Source organism: Streptomyces gardneri (assembly GCF_006539185.1).
GTDB lineage: Bacteria > Actinomycetota > Actinomycetes > Streptomycetales > Streptomycetaceae > Streptomyces > Streptomyces gardneri.
This window is the reverse complement of sequence record NZ_BJMN01000045.1, coordinates 1-17,400: the sequence shown is the minus strand read 5'-3', so window position 1 is coordinate 17,400 and position 17,400 is coordinate 1. Positions and strand designations below refer to the sequence as shown.

Below are 17,400 nucleotides of genomic sequence, written 5' to 3'. Positions count from 1 at the left end.
GTCTAGCGCTTGGCGTGGCGGCCGCGGGAGGACGGGGGGTTGGGGGTGCCGGGGGCGTCGTGGCCGCCGTGGGTCCCGTGGCCGCTCGGGTCTCCGTGCTCGCCCTCGGCCTTGGCCTTCTTGGACTGGGAGCGGGCCCGGAGGAACTCGATCACGATCGGGATCACGGAGATCAGGACGATCCCGACGAGGATCATCTCGATGTGCTGGTGCACGAAGTCGATCTTGCCGAGGGAGGCCCCGAGCAGGGTCACGCCCGCGCCCCACAGCACGCCGCCGATGATGTTGAACGTGATGAACGAGCGGTAGTTCATCCGGCTGACGCCGGCGATGATCGGCGTGAACGTCCGCACGATGGGGACGAAGCGGGCCAGGATCAGCGACTTCGGGCCGTGCTTCTCGAAGAACTCGTGCGCCTTCGCGACGTTCTCCTGCTTGAAGAGCTTGGAGTCGGGTCGCTTGAAGAGGGCCGGGCCCACCTTTCGGCCGAACAGGTAGCCCACCTGGTCGCCGATGATGGCGGCGGCCACGATCAGGGTGCACACCAGCCACAGCGGCTTGTCGAGCTTCTCGGTGGTGACGAGCAGCCCGGTGGTGAAGAGCAGCGAGTCGCCGGGCAGGAAGAAGCCGATGAGGAGTCCGGACTCGGCGAAGACGATGACGAGGACACCGATCAGACCGAACTCTCCGATCAGATAGTCCGGGTCCAGCCAGCTCGGTCCGAGGGCAAGCGTGTTCACGGGTTCCGGGCTCCTGCGGTCAGTGGGGGCATGGGGGCATGGGGGGACGGCTCGCCCCAAGCTATCAACGTGGACGGCAGGCGACCGGTTCCACCTGGCGCCCACGGGATGCGGAGCGGGCCCCCGGGCCCGAGGGTGGGGGGCCAGGAGGTGTATGCCGATGGGCATCGAGGAGTACGGAGGCGGCCAGGAGCCGCATCCCGACGTGCTGGTCGTGACGACGAACGACGTGCCGGGCTTCGAGGTCAGACAGGTCATCGGTGAGGTCTTCGGGCTCACCGTGCGCTCGCGCCATCTGGGCAGCCAGATCGGCGCGGGCCTGAAGTCGATGATCGGCGGCGAGCTGAAGGGTCTGACGAAGACCCTGGTGCAGACCCGGAACCAGGCGATGGAACGTCTGGTGGAGCAGGCCCAGTCGCGCGGCGCGAACGCCGTGCTGATGTTCCGCTTCGACGTCACGGAGGCGGCGGACGTGGGCACGGAGGTGTGCGCCTACGGAACGGCCGTGGTGATCGCCCCACGCGCCTAGCCGGGCGGGTCCGCCCGGGTCCACGGGTCGTCCGTGGACCCGGGCAGCACGTCCGTACGGATCCGCCTCGCGTGGATTTCGGGATGTTGTGCGGCATTTGCTCACTTATGGTGGGCCGGTGGCCACTGATCATTCTTCGCCCGCGCCGTCACCCTCCCCCGCGGAGACGCAACTTCAGGTGCTGTTGCCGCAGGTCCTGCCCTCGCTCGTGGTCGGTGTGGCGGCGAGCCTCATGTTCCTCGGGATCGAGTACGTCTCCGAGGAGTTCCAGGTCGTGCTCTGGGAGGACCTGCCGGACGCGCTCGGCATCGGCCGGTACTCCTCCCTCTGGATGATCAGCATGCTCACGGCGACCGGTATCGCCGTGGGGCTCGTCGTGTGGAAGGTGCCGGGACACTCCGGACCCGACCCGGCCTCCGAGGGCCTCGGCGGCGCTCCGCTGGCCCCGACACTGGTGCCCAGCCTGCTGCTCGCGACCGCGCTCGGGCTGGCCGGCGGCGTCAGCCTCGGCCCCGAGAACCCGATCATCGCCGCCAACATCGCCCTCGTCTACTGGATCGGCCACCGGCTCCAGCCCTCGCTGCCGGGGGCCGCCTGGGTCGCCCTGGCCTCGGCCGCCACCATCGGCGCCCTCTTCGGTACGCCGGTGGCCGCCGCCCTCGTCCTCTCCGAGGCCCTGGCGTCGCAGCAGCCGGGCCGCGGCTCCCTCTGGGACCGCATCTTCGCCCCGCTCGTCGCCGCCGGAGCCGGGGCGCTGACCACCCAGCTGCTCGCCGAGCCCAGCTTCGACATCGGGCTGCCGCCGCTGACCGACCCCGGCTGGACCGACCTCCTCGCCGCCCTCGTCATCGCCCCCGCCGGCGCGGTCTTCGGCCTCTTCGCCTGCTACCTCTTCCCCTACGTCCACAGGGCCTTCCAGCGGCTGCGGCACCCGATGGTGATGCTGCCGCTGGGCGGGCTCGTCCTCGGCCTCCTCGGCGCCCTCGGCGGGCAACTGACCCTCTTCAAGGGTCTGGAGGAGACCAAGGAGCTCGCCGCCTCCGTCGGCAGCTGGTCCTCCGGCGAGCTCGCCAAGCTGGCCGTCGTCAAACTGCTCGCCCTCCTCGTCGCCGCCTCCTGCGGCTTCCGTGGCGGCCGCATCTTCCCCGCCGTCTTCATCGGCTCCGCCTTCGGGCTGCTCGCCCAGGCCCTGGTCCCCGAGGTCCAACCCGCCGTCGCCGTCTCCTCCGCCGTCCTCGGCGTCCTGCTCGCCACCACCCGGCAGGGCTGGATCAGCCTCTTCACCGGCGCCGCCCTCGCCGCCTCCACACCGGTCATCGCCCTCCTCTGCGTCGCCTCCCTCCCGGCCTGGCTGATCGTCACCGGCCGCCCCCAGCTCGAACTCGACCACGAGGGCAAATCCCTGCACTGACCCCGCACCACGCACCACGCCCCACGCACCCCGCCCCAAGCGCCCCACCCGGACCGAAGGAGTCCCCCATGCCGCTGCACCAGGGTCCCGACGCCTCCCAGCCCGAGCACGAACGCCGGCTCGCGCTCAACCCCTTCTACGGGGCGGCCGACCCGATCGGCGGCATGACCGAGGCCCCACCGCGCCACCAACTCCCCGACGGACCGCTGCCCCCGATGAGCGCCTACCAGCTCGTCCACGACGAGCTGATGCTCGACGGCAACTCCCGGCTCAACCTCGCCACCTTCGTCACCACCTGGATGGAGCCCCAGGCCGGTGTCCTGATGAGCGAGTGCCGCGACAAGAACATGATCGACAAGGACGAGTACCCGCGCACCGCCGAACTGGAGCGCCGCTGCGTCGCCATGCTCGCCGACCTGTGGAACGCCCCGGACCCGGCCGCGGCCGTCGGCTGCTCCACCACCGGCTCCAGCGAGGCCTGCATGCTCGCCGGCCTGGCCCTCAAGCGCCGCTGGACCAAGCGGAACGCCGACCGCTATCCGGCCAGCGCCCGCCCCAACCTGGTGATGGGCGTCAACGTCCAGGTCTGCTGGGAGAAGTTCTGCGAGTTCTGGGAGGTCGAGCCCCGGCTCGTCCCCATGGAGGGCGACCGCTTCCACCTCGACGCCGAGACCGCCGCCGCCCTCTGCGACGAGAACACCATCGGCGTCGTCGCCGTCCTCGGCTCCACCTTCGACGGCTCCTACGAACCCGTCGCCGAGATCTGCGCCGCCCTGGACGCCCTCCAGGAACGCACCGGCCTCGACATCCCCGTCCACGTCGACGGAGCCTCCGGCGCCATGGTCGCCCCCTTCCTCGACGAGGATCTGGTCTGGGACTTCCGCCTCCCCCGCGTCTCCTCGATCAACACCTCCGGTCACAAGTACGGCCTGGTCTACCCGGGCGTCGGCTGGGCACTGTGGCGCTCGCCCGTCGAACTCCCCGAGGAGCTCGTCTTCCGGGTCAACTACCTGGGCGGCGACATGCCCACCTTCGCCCTCAACTTCTCCCGGCCGGGCGCCCAGGTCGTCGCGCAGTACTACACCTTCCTGAGGCTCGGCCGGGAGGGCTACCGGGCGGTGCAGCAGACCTCCCGGGACGTCGCCCGCGGCCTCGCCGAACGCATCGAGGCCATGGGCGACTTCCAGCTCCTGACCCACGGCAACCAGCTGCCCGTCTTCGCCTTCACCACCGCGCCCGACGTCACCTCCTTCGACGTCTTCGACATCTCGCGGCGGCTGCGCGAACAGGGCTGGCTGGTCCCCGCCTACACCTTCCCCGCCAACCGCGAGGACCTGTCCGTCCTGCGCGTCGTCTGCCGCAACGGCTTCTCGGCCGACCTCGCCGGGCTGCTCATCGAGGACCTGAGCCGACTGCTGCCCGAACTACGCCGCCAGTCCCGTCCGTTCACCCACGACAAGGCCGCGGCGACCTCCTTCCACCACTGAGCCAGGCCCGGGCCCGCCCTCAGGAGTCCTCGTCCTCGCAGGCCAGCAGGAACTCCGACCACCGCACCCCGTCCGCCGTCAGCGCGTACCGGCAGGGGGCCGACTCCCGCAGCAGTCCCAGCGGGGTGCGGCGGGTGTAGTGCGAGCCGTCGCCGAGCCGGGCGAACGTGCGCCCGCCGTCCCCGCTCGCGTACCCCGCCAGCTCCCCGCCGATCTCCACCCGGCCACCGGGGCCGGGGACCGGCAGCCCCAGCAGCGTCCGGGGCTCCCGCTCCGGCCCCGTCGTCCACATCCGCTGCCACGTCCGGCCGCCGTCCACGGAGCGGTGCAGCGCCCGCATCGGGTTCTTGACGGGATCACCGCCCGTCAGCTCCCCCATCTCCGCTGCGTACACCGCGTCCTGACCGACCGCCACCGCCGTGTACCACCCGGGACCCGTGGCCGGACTCGGCAGCCGGCTCACCGACCAGCTGCGGCCCGCGTCCCGGGAGACGGCGACCGCCGCACGCCCCGAGAGCGGATCCGTCCCCGAGACCCACCAGGACCCGTCGGGCTCCGGCTGCTCCGCCGGCCGCGGGTGCGCCCCGAGAAGCGGCACCCGGGCCAGCGCCCTGCGCCGCCCGTCCTGCGGCGAGACCACGACGACACGCGTCCTCGCGCAGTCGTCCGGCGAAGCCCCCGCCGGCGCCGGGCAGTCGGTGGTGAGGACCGCTCCGACCGGTATCTCCGGGGTCGTGCCGACCGTCCGCCGGTCACCCGCACGCCAGCTCCTGCCCCCGTCCCTCGTGAACCAGGTCCGGGCGCCCGGCCCGGCGCCGCCGTCCTCGACGAGCGCCCGGCCCGGCCCGAGGACCAGCAGATTCGCCGAGACTCCCGCCGTCAGCGGTATCTCGGGCAGCGGCGACCGCCGCAGCACCCACTCCTTCGCCCCCGCGTCCCGCACGGCCACGTGCTGCCGGCAGAAGCCGCCCTCCGGCGCCGCCCGGTCGCCCACGCACTCGGCGAGCAGGGCGAACCCGCTGCCGTCGCGCGCGAGACCCAGACCGTGCGGCCGGCCGGGCAGCCCCGGCGACGAGGGCAGTCGGGGCGCCGCCCCGAGCACCCCCGCCGGGCGCGGGGAGGACGACCCCGAGCCCCCTGGAGCCCCGTCCCCGGGCGGGCCGTCGCTCCCGCCCGGGCCCGAACACCCCGTCAGTACAACCAACACCAGCGCCACGACGGCGCCGGCCGCTCCCACGAGCCTGCGCATCGCACGATCCCCCTTGCCCCTCGGGCGGTTCGCGGTGAACCACTGCCTTCAATACACCGCTCACCGCCTTCGGGTTCCCACCTCCGCACGGCTACTTCCCGAGCCGCCCGAACCTCCGCACCGCCAGCGGGAAGAAGACCGCGAGCAGCACCAGCGGCCACACCACCGCCGCCACGACGTGCCCCGGTTCGCCGCCCGGATTGCCGAAGAGCTCGCGCACCGCCGTCGCGGTCGCCGACATCGGGTTCCACTCCACGACCGTGCCGAGCCAGCCCGGCATCGAGTCCGGCGAGGCGAAGGCGTTGGAGAGGAAGCCGACGGGCCAGACCAGGATCTGCACCGCCTGCACCAGCTCCGCCCGGCCCGCGACCAGGGCGAGGAAGATCCCGATCCACAGCATCGCGAAACGCAGCAGGAGCAGCAGCCCCAGCGCCCCCAGGGTGCTCCCCGCACCACCGGTCGCCCGCCAGCCGATCGCGTACCCCACGCCCACCATCACGAGCAGCCCGGTGGCCGACTGGAGCATGTCGGCGGCGGCCCGCCCGACGAGGACGGCCCCGTCGGTCATCGGCATCGCCCGGAACCGGTCGATCACGCCCTTGTTCAGGTCCTGCGTCACGGCCGTCATGGTGCCTTCGAGCCCGAAGACCATGGTCAGCGCGAGCATCCCGGGCACCAGGTAGTCGACGTAGTCGCCGTCGACGGTCCGTCCGCCTCCGACGAGGTAGCCGAACATCAGCAGCATCATCACCGGGAACACGAGCCCGACCAGGACCTGCACGGGCTGACGCGCCCAGTGGGCCAGCTCGCGGCGGGTCATCGTCCAGCAGTCGCTCACCACGTACGCGACGCTCATGCCGCCACCTCCTTCTCCTGCTCGCGTTCGGTGAGCCTCAGGAAGGCCTCGTCCAGCGTCGGCCTGCGCAGCGCGATGTCCTCCGCCTCGATCCCCGCCTCCCCGAGCACCCGGACGGTCTCGGTGAGCGAGGCCATCCGGTCCGCCACAGGTGCGCTGAGCAGCCGCCGGTCGGCGTCCACGCTCACCTCCGCCCGCGCCGCCGGCAGCAGCCGGGCCGCCTCGTCGAGCCGCGCCGCGTCCCGTACGACCACGTCGATGCGGTCGGCACCGACCTTCGCCTTGAGCTCGTCGGCCGTGCCGTCGGCGACGACCCGCCCGCGGTCCACGACCGAGATCCGGTCGGCGAGCCGGTCGGCCTCCTCCAGGTACTGCGTCGTGAGCAGGACCGTCGTGCCCCCGCCGACCAGGGAGCGCACCGACTCCCACACCTCGCCGCGGCCGCGCGGGTCGAGCCCGGTCGTCGGCTCGTCGAGGAAGAGCACCTCGGGGTCGGTGATCAGCGAGGCGGCCAGGTCGAGCCGGCGTCGCATGCCGCCGCTGTACTGCTTGACGGGTTTGCGGCCGGTGTCGTCGAGGCCGAAGCGCTCCAGGAGCTCGTCCGCCCGCGCCCCGGCGCCCCGCGCGCCCAGGTGGTGGAGCCTGCCGAACATCTCCAGGTTCTGCCGGCCGCCCAGTTCCTCGTCGAGGGCGGCGTGCTGCCCGAGCAGCCCGATCCGCCGGCGCACCTCCCGCGCCTCGGTCCGTACGTCGTGCCCCGCGACCCGCACCAGGCCCTCGTCGTGGCGCAGGAGCGTGGCCAGGATGCGTACGGTCGTGGTCTTTCCCGCGCCGTTGGGTCCCAGCAGGCCGTGGACGGTGCCGCGGCCCACGGTCAGGTCGAGCCCGGCGAGGGCGTCCTTCTCCCCGTACCGCTTCCGTGCGCCCTCCACGAGGATCGCTTCCCTGTCCATTCCGATTCCTCCCGAAAACGCCTTAGTCAAATTTGACCACTTGCCACCGACGAAGGAAGGTACGCCCCCGCGGGGCGGCTAGTCAAGCTTGATTAGCCGCGGGGATCCTCGAGATCCTCATCGCCGGATCCCGTCGCGAACGGGTTCTCCTCGCCCTCGGCGAGCACGCCCACGAAGGGGTCGCCCTCCCCCGCGAACACGTACGCCCCGCCCTCGATCCGCTCGATCAGGCCGAGCGTCCACTCCTTGCCGGCGTCCGCCGAGTGGATCCACAGGTGCATGATCTCGCCGATGTGCCCGAGCTGACCCGGGCCACCCTCCGGCGTGTAGTACTCGGTGACCGCCGCGCGCCACTCGTCGAGCGCCCGCACCCGCCGGCGCAGCAGCTCCGCCGCCTCCACCCTGGGGAGGTCCACGATGAAGCCGATGCCCGCCGACAGGACGTCCATCTTCTGGTCGTACGTGGTCAGGGCCTCACGGAGCAGCGTGAAGTACTCCTCCGTGCCCTGCTCCGTCAGCTCGTACTCGACGCGCGGCGGCCCGCCGACCGCGCTCGGCGCGATCTCGTGGGCGTGCAGCAGTCCCTGCTTCGCCATCTGCTTGAGCGCGTGATAGATCGAGCCGGGCTTGGCGTTGGACCATTCGTGCGCGCCCCAGAACTCCAGGTCGTTGCGCACCTGATAGCCGTGGGCGCGGCCGTGCTGCTTCACCGCGCCCAGGACGAGCAGCCGGATCGCCGACATCCCCGGTACCTCCCTAGTCAATTTTGACCAGGGTACGGGGTCACCCCCAGCCCTGCTCCTGCTTGATCAGGTCGAAGGAGCCCTTGCCGTCCAGGGACTCGCGGATGACGTCCGCGTGCCCGGCGTGCCGCCCCGCCTCCTGGACGAGGTGCATCAGCATCCAGCGGACCGACACCCGGCCGTCCTTCGGGAACCACGGCGCCTCCGGCAGCGGGAAGGTGTCGTCCAGGCTCGGCACCGAGCGGGCGAACTCCTCGGTCTCCTTGGCCACGCCCGACCAGAACTCCATGATCTCCGGGATCGTCTCGTCCCCGACGAGCTTGAAGCCCTCGCCCCAGGTCTCCTCGGTGCGCTGCTTCTCGTTGGGCCGCTGCTGCGCGAGGCGGAGCCAGTTCAGCTCCACCTCCGCGACATGCTTGAGCAGGCCGGACAGGGTCAGCTCACTGACGCTGGGACGGCTCGCCGCCTGCTCCTCGGTGAGACCGAGGAGCGAGCGGCGGATCGCGGCGCGCTGGGCCTCGATGAAGTTGAGGAGCGCGCCGCGCTCGTCGCCGTGGGCCTCGGTGGGAACGAGAGCAACCATGGGGTCCGCCTTCCGTACAACTACGCCGATGGGTGCCGGGGAGGCCTTGCCCCTTCCCGACACCCATCAAGTTACGGGCCCTTGCGGACAGCTTCTGTCCTCAACGAGGCCCACTGGACGAGAAATCAGAAGGGGAACCGGCTCCGGCCGTGCTGGATGGAGATCCACTTCTGGGTGGTGAAGGCGTCCACCATCGCGTCGCCGTTGAGCCGCCCGATGCCCGAGTGCTTCTCGCCGCCGAAGGGCACGATCGGCTCGTCGTGCACGGTGCCGTCGTTGATGTGGATCATGCCGGTGTGGATGCGCTGGGCGACCCGTACACCCCGCTCGACGTCCCCGGTGTGGACGGCGCCGCTCAGCCCGTACGGGGTGTCGTTGGCGATCCGCACGGCCTCCTCCTCGCCGTCGAAGGGGACGATGAGCGCGACCGGGCCGAAGATCTCCTGGCTCAGCACGGGCGAGTCGGCAGGGATGCCGGTCAGGACGGACGGGGAGACGACGTTCCCGTCGGCCGAGCCGTGCAGCAGCGCCGTCGCGCCGGCCGCGACGGTCTGGTCGACGAGCGAGGAGACGGCCTCCGCCTGCTGGGAGTTGATCAGCGGACCGATGTGGGTGGCGGGGTCGGCGGGGTCGCCGACGCGGAGCGTCTTCACCTTCGCCACGAACTTCTCGGTGAACTCCGCCTCCAGGCGGCTGTCCACCAGGATGCGGTTGGCGGCCATGCAGACCTGGCCCTGGTGCACGAAGCGGCTGAAGACGGCCGCGTCCACCGCGTAGTCGATGTCGGCGTCGTCGAGGACGATCAGGGCGCTGTTGCCGCCGAGTTCGAGGACGGCGTGCTTGAAGTTCTGCGCGCAGACCGTGGCGACGTGCCGGCCGACCCTGTCGGAGCCGGTGAAGGAGATGACCTTCGGGACGGGGTGGGTGAGGAGCGCGTCGCCGATCTCGGCGATGTCGGTGACGACGACGTTCAGCAGGCCCTTCGGGAGGCCGGCCTCCTCCAGGACCTTGGCGACGAGGGTGCCACCGCAGATCGGGGTGTTCTGGTGGGGCTTGAGGACGACCGCGTTGCCGAGGGCGAGCGCGGGCGCCACCGACTTGATCGAGAGGAGGAAGGGGAAGTTGAACGGGGAGATGACGCCGACGACACCGACCGGGAGGCGGTAGACGCGGTTCTCCTTGCCGTCGACCGGGGAGGGCAGGATGCGGCCCTCGGGACGCAGCGCCAGCTGCACGGCCTCGCGCAGGAACTCCTTGGCGAGGTGCAGCTCGAAGGCCGCCTTGAGGCGGGTGCCGCCGAGCTCGGCGACGATCGTCTCGGCGATCTCCGCCTCACGGTCCTCGACGATCCGCAGCGCCCGCTCGAAGACGAGCCGGCGCGTGTACGGGTTGGTCGCGGCCCACTCGACCTGCGCGCGCTCGGCCGCCCGGTAGGCGCGGTCGACCTCACCGGCGGTCGCGACGGTGATCGACGCGAGCTTCTCCCCCGTGTACGGATTGAAGTCGATGATGTCCCACGAGCCGCTGCCCGGCTTCCACTCGCCGTCGATGTACTGGTGGGCCAGGTCGGTGAAGTGCGACATGGTGGAGACCCCTCTAACCGCTACCCGTGATCAGACTGATGTGGCGTCATCGTACTGATGTGTCACGAGAGTTGAAGAAGGCCACGGAGAAGGTCCCGGCTTTCGGCCGGATCCGGACTGTCCTTCTGGAGGCGCTCCATCACGCGCTGGTACTGGGCGACCTCCTCGCGCTTGTCGACGTAGAGGGCGCTGGTCAGCTGCTCCAGGTAGACGATGTCGGAGAGGTCGGACTCGGGGAAGCTCAGCATCGTGAAGGCGCCGCTCTCGCCGGCGTGGCCGCCGAAGCTGAAGGGCATGACCTGGAGCGTGACCCCGGGGTGCTCGGAGATCTCGATCAGATGCTTCAACTGCCCCCGCATGACGGCACGGTCGCCGTACGGACGGCGCAGCGCGGCCTCGTCGAGGACGGCGTGGAACTGCGGGGCCCGCTCGGAGACGAGGACCTTCTGGCGCTCCAGGCGGAGGGCGACACGGCGGTCGATCTCGGCACGCGGCGCCTCGGGCATGCCGCGGGTGACGACCGCCTGGGCGTACGCCTCGGTCTGCAACAGGCCGTGGATGAACTGGACTTCGTAGACGCGGATGAGGGAGGCCGCGCCCTCCAGGCCGATGTAGGTGGGGAACCAGCCGGGCAGGACGTCGCCGAAGCTGTGCCACCAGCCGGTGACGTTGGCCTCGCGGGCGAGCCCGAGGAGCGAGCCGCGCTCGGTCTCGTCGCCGACTCCGTAGAGCGTGAGCAGATCCTCGATGTCTCTGGCCTTGAAGCTCACCCGCCCCAACTCCATACGGCTGATCTTGGATTCGGACGCGCGGATCGAGTAGCCGGCCGCCTCGCGGGTGATACCGCGCGACTCGCGCAACCTCCTCAGCTGGGAGCCCAGCAGGATGCGCCGGACCACACTCCCGCTCGCTCCACCGGATTCGCCTGCGGTCACGGCTCTCAGCCTCCCCTTTACGGTGTCGAGCCCCCGTCGAGCCCCGGATTCTGCCACCAAACGCTTCAGCGCGTACACATTCGATTACGGAAAGAGGGCGACTTCCGGGCACCTGCTCGACGAACGGGGGCGCACGAGGGGGCGTAAGCGCGCCGATTCGCCCGTCAACCCGCAGAAGATATGCACAGATTCGCCACAGGCACGGACAGGTCCGGCGCGTGCACGTGCATCTGCCCTTGCATCCAGTGGGCGCATTCGGAACCATGGACCCCGCGCAGCCGCGTACTCGTTCGTGTTGTCGTGTTGTCGCACCACAGTCGCGATTCCCGGGAGTGCCTCGCATGGGGACGAATGGATCGACCGTGCTCGAGCCGTTACGGCAGGGCCTTCCGCCGATCGATCCCGGCGCCGTCTCCACCTCCGCCTCCTGCGCCCTGCCCGCCCGGTACGAAGCCGTGCGCGGGGCCCGGAAGTTCACCAGCGCGACCCTCGACCGCTGGGACATGACCGACCGCTTCGACGACGTGGCCCTGGTCGTCTCCGAGCTCGTCACCAACGCGCTGCGACACGCGGTGCCGGCCGACGCGCCCCAGGAAGACGGCCAGAACCCGCCCGTGAGGCTGCACCTCATGCGCTGGGCCTCGCGCCTCGTGTGCGCCGTGCGCGACCCGAGCGGGGAGAGCCCGGAGGCACGCTGCAGCGAGGAGGACTTCGCCGCGGAGTCGGGGCGCGGGCTGTTCCTGGTCGAGGCGTTCAGCGACAGCTGGGGCTGGCACCCGCTCGCCGGGACGCTCCGGGGCAAGGTCGTGTGGGCGCTGTTCCGGGTCGGCCCGGAGCAGCAGCAGTAGCTGCGGGCGGTATCCGTACGCATGAAGGAAGGGCCCCGGCGGATACCGCCGGGGCCCTTCCTTCATGCCGCCGCCGGGACGGCTCTCCCTGCCCTCGGCTCACACGAGGTGGTCGAACTCCCCGTCCTTGACGCCGAGCAGGAGCGCCTCTATCTCCGCCGGCGTATAGACGAGTGCGGGCCCGTCGGGGTGGCGCGAATTGCGTACGGCAACGTTTCCCCCCGGAAGTTTCGCGAACTCCACGCAGGAACCCTGGGAGTTGCTGTGCCTGCTCTTCTGCCACACGACGCCTCGCAGCTCCGTGGCCGCCATGCCGTTGTACGCACGATGCGCATGATGCACTGGTAGCTCCCCGAGTTGCTTGGTGCAGGTGTCAACTTCCTCGGATCATAGCTGTGTTCATATGCCAATGCATGAGCAGATGCACGTGCACGGGGGGTGGCGTAGCGGCTACGCGACTCAGCGTGCTACCGCCGAGTACGGCGCAAGCGCCCTCCCGTTCACCCTACGACTCCCGATCTTGCTCCGGTCGGGCACGGGCCGTCAGACCTCCAGAAACGTGTCGAACGCGGAGGCGATCCCCCGCCAGGACTCGCGCCCCGCGGCGTACTCGGCATCCGTGAGCAGACAGGAGCCGAGGAGCTCGGCCAGACCGTCGCGGTCCAGGCCGGGCGAGGTGAAGACCAGGTGCTGGCAGCGGTCGCCGTGCTCCGGGTGCCAGTCGAGGGCCGCGGCGGCCCGCCGCACCGGCGGGACCAGCTCCCAGGCCGCGTCGGGCAGCGAGGCCAGCCATGGGCCGGCGCTCTCCACGCTGAGCGCGCCGCCCGCCGCCTCCCACGCGAGCAGGGTGTCGGGCCGGTCGGCCAGATAGAAGCGGCCGCGGCTGCGGGCGGCGGCGCAGGTCAGGCCCTCCAGCGCGGCGTAGAGCCGCTCGGGGTGGAAGGGCCGGTGGTGACGCCAGACGTAGGTGGCGACGCCGTGCTCGTCCGCCTCCTGCGGCAGCAGCGCGCAGGCCGGGTGCTGGGCGGCAGCAGCGGCCTCCACGTCGAATCCCGCGAAGACGGCCGCGGCGAGCCCGCCCCCCTCGACGGGGATCCGCCGGGCGGTGGGGTGGAGCTGGTCGAGCAGGGCCCGGTCCTCGGAGTCGGCCTCGGGACTCTCGGCGACGGCGAGGACGGGCGCGTACTCCAGCTGGCGCGCCCAGGTGTCGGCGACGGTGCGCCGGTCGGTCGCGGCCGCGGCGAGCCCGACGTCGGCGAGGTCGTCGCCGTTGCCGAGGTACGACAGGAGGAGCGCCGGGTCGACGGCGGTGACGACGGCGCCGATCCGGAACCCGGCGGCGGCGACGACCTCGGCCATCACCTTGGGCTCGACGGAGTCCCAGAGCTCGACGACCGCGAGCCGGGTGAGGCCGGAGTCGCGCAGCCGCTCCAGCTCGGGGACGAGGTCCTCGCGCAGGGCGCAGCAGGCGCAGTCGTTCACCAGCGGTGTCTCGCCCGCGGACAGGACGCCCGTGGCGTCCCGGACGGTACGGGCGACGGTCCCGGTCTCCGGGGCCGTCGCGAGGTCGTGGTGGAGCGCCACACTGCCGTGGACGTCGGCCAGGAGCCGGTCCACGGCAGCGCGGCGGGCGTCGGAGTGCAGGCCTCCGACCAGGGCGACGGAGAACATCAGCGGGCTGCCCCGGGGGCGTCGGGACGCCCGTACCGCTTCTCGAAGCGCTCCACGCGGCCGGCGGTGTCCAGGACGCGCGCGGTGCCGGTGTAGAAGGGGTGGCTCGCCGAGGAGATCTCGACGTCGACGACGGGGTAGGTGCGCCCGTCCTCCCACTCGACGCTCTTGTCGCTGGTGAGCGTGGACCGGGTGAGGAAGGCGAAGCCTCCCGCCTTGTCACGGAAGACGACGGGCTCGTACGGGGGGTGGATTCCGGGCTTCATGGGGTGGTTCAGCGCTCCTCTCGGAAGTCGACGTGCCGGCGGGCGACCGGGTCGAACTTGCGCAGGGTGAGGCGGTCGGGGTCGTTGCGGCGGTTCTTGCGGGTGACGTAGGTGAATCCGGTGCCGGCGGTGGACCGGAGCTTGACGACGGGGCGGAGTTCGTTGCGGGCCATGGTGTGTAGAGTAAATGAAAATGGTTCCCATTTCCAATGTCTCCATGGAGAGGTAGGTCACCCTTGTCCGCCCACTGCCAGCTGACCGGCGCACAGCCCGGATTCGGCAACCGGATCTCGCACTCCCACCGGCGCACCTCGCGCCGCTTCGACCCGAACATCCAGCGCAAGCGGTACTGGCTCGCCGGCGAGGGCCGGCACGTCCGGCTCACGCTCAGCGCCCGCGCGATCAAGACCGTCGACGTGATCGGCGTCGAGGCCGCCGTGGCCCGCATCCGGGCGCGCGGGGAGAAGGTCTGATGGCCAAGCGCGGCAAGATCGCACGCAACGAGCACCGGAAGGCGGTCGTCGCGCGGTACGCCGAACGGCGGGCCGAGCTGAAGGAGCTCGTCCGCCGCCCCTCCACCCCGGCCGCCGACCGCGAGGCGGCGGTACGGGAACTGGGCCGCCAGCCCCGGGACGCCAGCGCGACCCGGGTGCGGAACCGGGACGCGGTGGACGGCAGACCCCGGGGCCACCTGCGGAGGTTCGGCCTGTCCCGGGTACGGACGAGGGCGCAGGCCCACGCGGGCTTCCTGCCGGGGGTGCGGAAGGCGTCGTGGTGACGGCACCCGACGGTCAGCCCGGGAAGCCCGGGAGTTCCGTGAGGAGCTTGCCCGCGCGGTCGTAGACCGCGACGGAGACCTCCGAGCCCTTCGGCCCGGTGTGCGCGTACCAGACGCCCCAGCCGGGCCGGCCCGGCAGTTCGAGCAGGGTGGCGACGGTCTTCTGCCCCTTGGGTCCCGTGAGCTCGACGCTGCCCACCGAGCGGGTCCCGTAGTACAGGCCCGAGTGGAAGCCGCCCGCCGGGGACGTACTGGCCTGGTGGCTCACACCGGGGGTGGTCGTGTCGATGTTGCCGTCGGTGACGCTGCGGCTGTTCTCCATGCCGTCCGGATCCGTCCAGTGCTTGCCCCCGGCCGTCAGCCAGATCTTCCATCCCTTGCCCGCGTCCACCCGCTCGCCGGAAGCCACGACCCGGACCGGCGTCGGCGTCCGTGCCGGCTCGGGCGAGGACGTGGGCGACGGGACCCGGGGGGTGACGGTGGCCGGCGGCGCGGCCACCGGGGCGGAGGCCGACGGGGACGGCGCCGTGTACGTCACGCCGACCACCACCGCCGCCACGACCGTCGCGGCGCCGAGCACCGAGAGCGCCGAGAAGGTCGCCGTGCGGCGGCGTCGGAACGACCGGCCCGCGCGCCGCACGGCCGCCAGCGGCACCGGGCTCGGAGTGACGCCGAAGGCCTCTCGCGCGAACGCCTCACGGATCCGGTCGACTTCGGCCCGGGTCGCGGCGTCGGATGCGTCGTCGGGGGCGGGGGCAGGGGCGGCGTGGGGATCGCGGGCGTTCTCGGGCCCCGCGTCGGGATCGGGGGCGGTTCCGGGGGCGGTTCCGGGGGTGGTCATCGGCGGGCTCCGGACGGGGCGAGGGCGTACGGGACGGGCGCGGCTGCGATCCGCGGATGGGTGCGCAGCGCCGCCAGGCCGCGTCTGGCGTGCGTCTTGACCGTGCCGATCGAGCAGTTGAGCACGCTCGCGATCTCCTGCTCGGTCAGGTCCTCCCAGTAGCGGAGCACCATCACCGCGCGCTGGCGGGCCGTGAGGTCCGCTAACGCCTCCTGGAGCGCGGTGCGCTGTTCGACGGCCTCGGCATGTCCCGCGTACGTGTGCCGGAGCGACTCGGGCAGTACGGGCGTGAGGAGCAGCGCGACCCGCTTGCGGCGGATGCGGCTGAGGTTGTTGTTGACGAGGGCCCGGCGCACGTAGAGGTCGATCTCGCTCCGGGGGACGCGCCGCCATCGCCCGTACACCTTGGCGAGCGTCGTCTGGACCAGGTCCTCCGCCTCGTGGAAGTCGCCGGTCAGGAGCTGGGCCGTGCGTACCAGCCGGGGCCAGGCGGCGACGGCGAAGGCGGCGAAGCCGTCGTCTGCGTTGTCGGCGTCGTCGCCGTCTACGCCGTGTTCGCCGTGTTCGCCGTGTTCGCCGTCCACGGCATCGGCGGAGGCAGCTTCGACGGAGGCGTCGGCGGCCTCGGCGGCGGGCTCGTGCGGCACGGTGTCGGACCTCGTGATCGTTCGGTGGTGGAGAGCGGCGGGGCCAGCCCCGTGCCGGGCCCCGCCGCGTTCATGGGTGCGGCCGCTCAGAAGTCCCAGGCCGGCAGGTCTGCCAGGAGCTTGCCTGAGCGGTCGTACAGCGCGACGGCCGGGCTGCCGCCCTGGGTCGGCGCGGTGTGGACGTACCAGACGCCCCAGTCGGAGCGGCCCGGCAGCGCGACGAGGGTGGCGAGGGTCTTGCGGCCGTCCGCGTCGGTCAGTTCGACGCGGCCCGCGGCACGGGTCCCGTAGTAGAGGCCGGAGTGGAAGACGCCGCTCTCGCCGCCCTCGCTCTGATGGCTGACCCCGGGCCGGGTCCGGTCGATGTTGCCGTCGACCACGCTGCGGAAGTTCTCGTAACCGTCCGGCCCCGACCAGTACTTGCCCTGCTTCGTCAGCCACACCGTCCAGCCCTGCCCGGCGTCGACGCGCTCACCGGGGCGGACGGTGCGGATGGGGGTGTTCGGGACGGTGGCCTTGGAGGGGGTGGTCCTCGTCTCCGCGGCCTGGACGGTGGCAGTGGCGGCGGTGGCCGCGAAGGTCTCGGTGGGCTTCGTCTCGGCGGTCGCCGACGCCGGGGCGGCGAGGGTCGCCGCCGCCGCCACGGCGACGACGGCCGACAGGTACTTCTTCTTCATCCGGTTGCTCCTCCTGAGGTCTCCACTCCTTTCAACTCCGTTCGGACCGCAGCCGGATGACACAGCCTCGGAATTCGGGTCGAGGATTTCCCGAGACATCCCCTAGCGGCGCTGCGGGGTGGCGGGCGCCAGTGCCGCCGTGAGGTCGTCCAGGGCTTCGAGGAGCAGCCGGGCGCCGTTCTCGAGGAGGAAGTGGTCCGGCGGGTCCGCCGACCAGGTGGCGACGGTCTCCCGGAGGTCGTCCCAGTGCGGCTCCCTCCGTTCGCGCACGTCCTTCGCGCCCCGCTCCGTCGACCGGCGCAGGGCCTCCGCGAGGGCCGCGGCGGCGGGCAGCGGCGCGGCGCCGCGGTCCGGCAGGTGCGCCTCCAGGAGCATCGCCGCCCGGCCGAACTCCGCCACGGCGTACCCGGCCTCCTCCGCCGTCGCGTGCGAGAGCCCCCGGTGGCGTACCGGCTCGTGGGTCGCCCGGGACACCGCCTCCTGCCAGGCCACGCGGGAGGCCCGGGCGGCGAGGAGCGCCTCCCGGACGTCGGGGCAGGACTGGCCGGCGGGTGCGGCGTACCGGGCGGCGACGGCGGCGGCGTACCGGCCGGACGCCGCCAG

At 71.9% G+C, this 17,400-nt stretch carries 21 protein-coding genes and 1 pseudogene; 6 read left to right on the top strand and 16 right to left on the bottom strand.

All coding sequences use genetic code 11. The features are described 5' to 3' along the window. Nucleotides 1-2 precede the first annotated feature (2 nt). Nucleotides 3-740, bottom strand: coding sequence for a DedA family protein (locus SGA01_RS30695; RefSeq protein ID WP_141300516.1), 738 nt, complete (start codon nucleotides 738-740; stop codon nucleotides 3-5). Between the two features lie 160 nt (nucleotides 741-900). Between SGA01_RS30695 and SGA01_RS30690 the strand changes: the two genes are divergently transcribed. The 3 genes from SGA01_RS30690 (at nucleotide 901) to gad (ending at nucleotide 4,167) form a co-directional block, all read left to right on the top strand. Beyond that, nucleotides 901-1,269 carry a YbjQ family protein gene (locus SGA01_RS30690; RefSeq protein ID WP_055646205.1) on the top strand — a complete coding sequence of 123 codons (369 nt, stop codon included), beginning with the start codon at nucleotides 901-903 and terminating at the stop codon, nucleotides 1,267-1,269. A 118-nt stretch (nucleotides 1,270-1,387) separates the two neighbouring features. Then, nucleotides 1,388-2,680, top strand: coding sequence for an ion channel protein (locus tag SGA01_RS30685; RefSeq protein WP_141300514.1), 1,293 nt, complete (start codon nucleotides 1,388-1,390; stop codon nucleotides 2,678-2,680). Between the two features lie 68 nt (nucleotides 2,681-2,748). Further along, nucleotides 2,749-4,167, top strand: coding sequence for a glutamate decarboxylase (gene gad, locus SGA01_RS30680; protein WP_141300512.1), 1,419 nt, complete (start codon nucleotides 2,749-2,751; stop codon nucleotides 4,165-4,167). Nucleotides 4,168-4,186: 19 nt separating this feature from the next. Here the strand turns inward: gad and SGA01_RS30675 are convergent, their stop codons facing one another. From SGA01_RS30675 to SGA01_RS30645, 7 genes are all read right to left on the bottom strand, one after another. Further along, a complete protein-coding gene (locus tag SGA01_RS30675; RefSeq protein ID WP_141300510.1) occupies nucleotides 4,187-5,416 on the bottom strand; it encodes a beta propeller repeat protein in 1,230 nt (409 codons plus the stop codon). Between the two features lie 91 nt (nucleotides 5,417-5,507). Continuing rightward, entirely contained in the window at nucleotides 5,508-6,272 is a 765-nt protein-coding gene (locus SGA01_RS30670) for an ABC transporter permease (protein ID WP_141300509.1), read from the bottom strand. Next, complete coding sequence (locus SGA01_RS30665; RefSeq protein WP_141300507.1) at nucleotides 6,269-7,225, bottom strand: ATP-binding cassette domain-containing protein; 957 nt, start codon at nucleotides 7,223-7,225, stop codon at nucleotides 6,269-6,271. The genes SGA01_RS30670 and SGA01_RS30665 overlap by 4 nt, the downstream gene beginning before the upstream one ends. Nucleotides 7,226-7,317: 92 nt before the next feature. Beyond that, a complete protein-coding gene (locus SGA01_RS30660) occupies nucleotides 7,318-7,968 on the bottom strand; it encodes a PadR family transcriptional regulator (protein WP_141300505.1) in 651 nt (216 codons plus the stop codon). Between the two features lie 40 nt (nucleotides 7,969-8,008). Next, nucleotides 8,009-8,551: a DinB family protein gene (locus tag SGA01_RS30655; RefSeq protein ID WP_024758455.1), complete on the bottom strand. Its 543-nt coding sequence runs from the start codon at nucleotides 8,549-8,551 to the stop codon at nucleotides 8,009-8,011. Between the two features lie 125 nt (nucleotides 8,552-8,676). Further along, nucleotides 8,677-10,134, bottom strand: a complete 1,458-nt coding sequence (locus tag SGA01_RS30650; RefSeq protein ID WP_141300503.1) for an aldehyde dehydrogenase family protein — start codon at nucleotides 10,132-10,134, stop codon at nucleotides 8,677-8,679. A 62-nt stretch (nucleotides 10,135-10,196) separates the two neighbouring features. Then, complete coding sequence (locus tag SGA01_RS30645) at nucleotides 10,197-11,069, bottom strand: Sco1979 family transcriptional regulator (RefSeq protein ID WP_141300501.1); 873 nt, start codon at nucleotides 11,067-11,069, stop codon at nucleotides 10,197-10,199. Between the two features lie 341 nt (nucleotides 11,070-11,410). Between SGA01_RS30645 and SGA01_RS30640 the strand changes: the two genes are divergently transcribed. Beyond that, nucleotides 11,411-11,917 (top strand): ATP-binding protein, encoded by a 507-nt coding sequence (locus SGA01_RS30640; protein ID WP_141300499.1) that lies wholly within the window; start codon nucleotides 11,411-11,413, stop codon nucleotides 11,915-11,917. Nucleotides 11,918-12,016: 99 nt separating this feature from the next. Here SGA01_RS30640 and SGA01_RS30635 read toward each other — a convergent pair whose 3' ends face one another. The 4 genes from SGA01_RS30635 to rpmG form a co-directional block, all read right to left on the bottom strand. Then, the gene (locus SGA01_RS30635; protein ID WP_030219358.1) at nucleotides 12,017-12,229 is read right to left on the bottom strand and encodes a DUF397 domain-containing protein; all 213 of its coding nucleotides are present in this window, start codon (nucleotides 12,227-12,229) and stop codon (nucleotides 12,017-12,019) included. Between the two features lie 231 nt (nucleotides 12,230-12,460). After that, nucleotides 12,461-13,588: a CobW family GTP-binding protein gene (locus SGA01_RS30630; RefSeq protein WP_141300497.1), complete on the bottom strand. Its 1,128-nt coding sequence runs from the start codon at nucleotides 13,586-13,588 to the stop codon at nucleotides 12,461-12,463. Next, nucleotides 13,588-13,854, bottom strand: a complete 267-nt coding sequence (locus SGA01_RS30625; RefSeq protein ID WP_141300495.1) for a type B 50S ribosomal protein L31 — start codon at nucleotides 13,852-13,854, stop codon at nucleotides 13,588-13,590. The genes SGA01_RS30630 and SGA01_RS30625 overlap by 1 nt, the downstream gene beginning before the upstream one ends. Before the next feature lie 8 nt (nucleotides 13,855-13,862). Then, the gene (rpmG, locus tag SGA01_RS30620) at nucleotides 13,863-14,027 is read right to left on the bottom strand and encodes a 50S ribosomal protein L33 (RefSeq protein WP_141300493.1); all 165 of its coding nucleotides are present in this window, start codon (nucleotides 14,025-14,027) and stop codon (nucleotides 13,863-13,865) included. 63 nt (nucleotides 14,028-14,090) lie between these two features. On the opposite strand from rpmG, the gene rpmB reads away from it, so the two are divergent. Both rpmB and rpsN read left to right on the top strand, forming a co-directional pair. Further along, a complete protein-coding gene (gene rpmB / locus SGA01_RS30615; RefSeq protein ID WP_141300485.1) occupies nucleotides 14,091-14,327 on the top strand; it encodes a 50S ribosomal protein L28 in 237 nt (78 codons plus the stop codon). Next, nucleotides 14,327-14,632 carry a 30S ribosomal protein S14 gene (gene rpsN, locus SGA01_RS30610; protein WP_055642755.1) on the top strand — a complete coding sequence of 102 codons (306 nt, stop codon included), beginning with the start codon at nucleotides 14,327-14,329 and terminating at the stop codon, nucleotides 14,630-14,632. Before rpmB ends, rpsN begins: the two co-directional genes overlap by 1 nt. Before the next feature lie 13 nt (nucleotides 14,633-14,645). Here rpsN and SGA01_RS30605 read toward each other — a convergent pair whose 3' ends face one another. From SGA01_RS30605 to SGA01_RS42625, 4 genes and pseudogenes are all read right to left on the bottom strand, one after another. Next, on the bottom strand, nucleotides 14,646-15,473 hold the full coding sequence (locus SGA01_RS30605) for a hypothetical protein (protein ID WP_174867551.1): 828 nt from the start codon (nucleotides 15,471-15,473) through the stop codon (nucleotides 14,646-14,648). After that, nucleotides 15,470-15,952, bottom strand: coding sequence for a SigE family RNA polymerase sigma factor (locus SGA01_RS30600; protein WP_229918256.1), 483 nt, complete (start codon nucleotides 15,950-15,952; stop codon nucleotides 15,470-15,472). The genes SGA01_RS30605 and SGA01_RS30600 overlap by 4 nt, the downstream gene beginning before the upstream one ends. Nucleotides 15,953-16,206: 254 nt before the next feature. Then, a complete protein-coding gene (locus tag SGA01_RS30595; protein ID WP_141300483.1) occupies nucleotides 16,207-16,797 on the bottom strand; it encodes a hypothetical protein in 591 nt (196 codons plus the stop codon). Nucleotides 16,798-16,899: 102 nt separating this feature from the next. Beyond that, nucleotides 16,900-17,400: pseudogene (locus tag SGA01_RS42625) on the bottom strand (FUSC family protein); the annotation flags it as partial.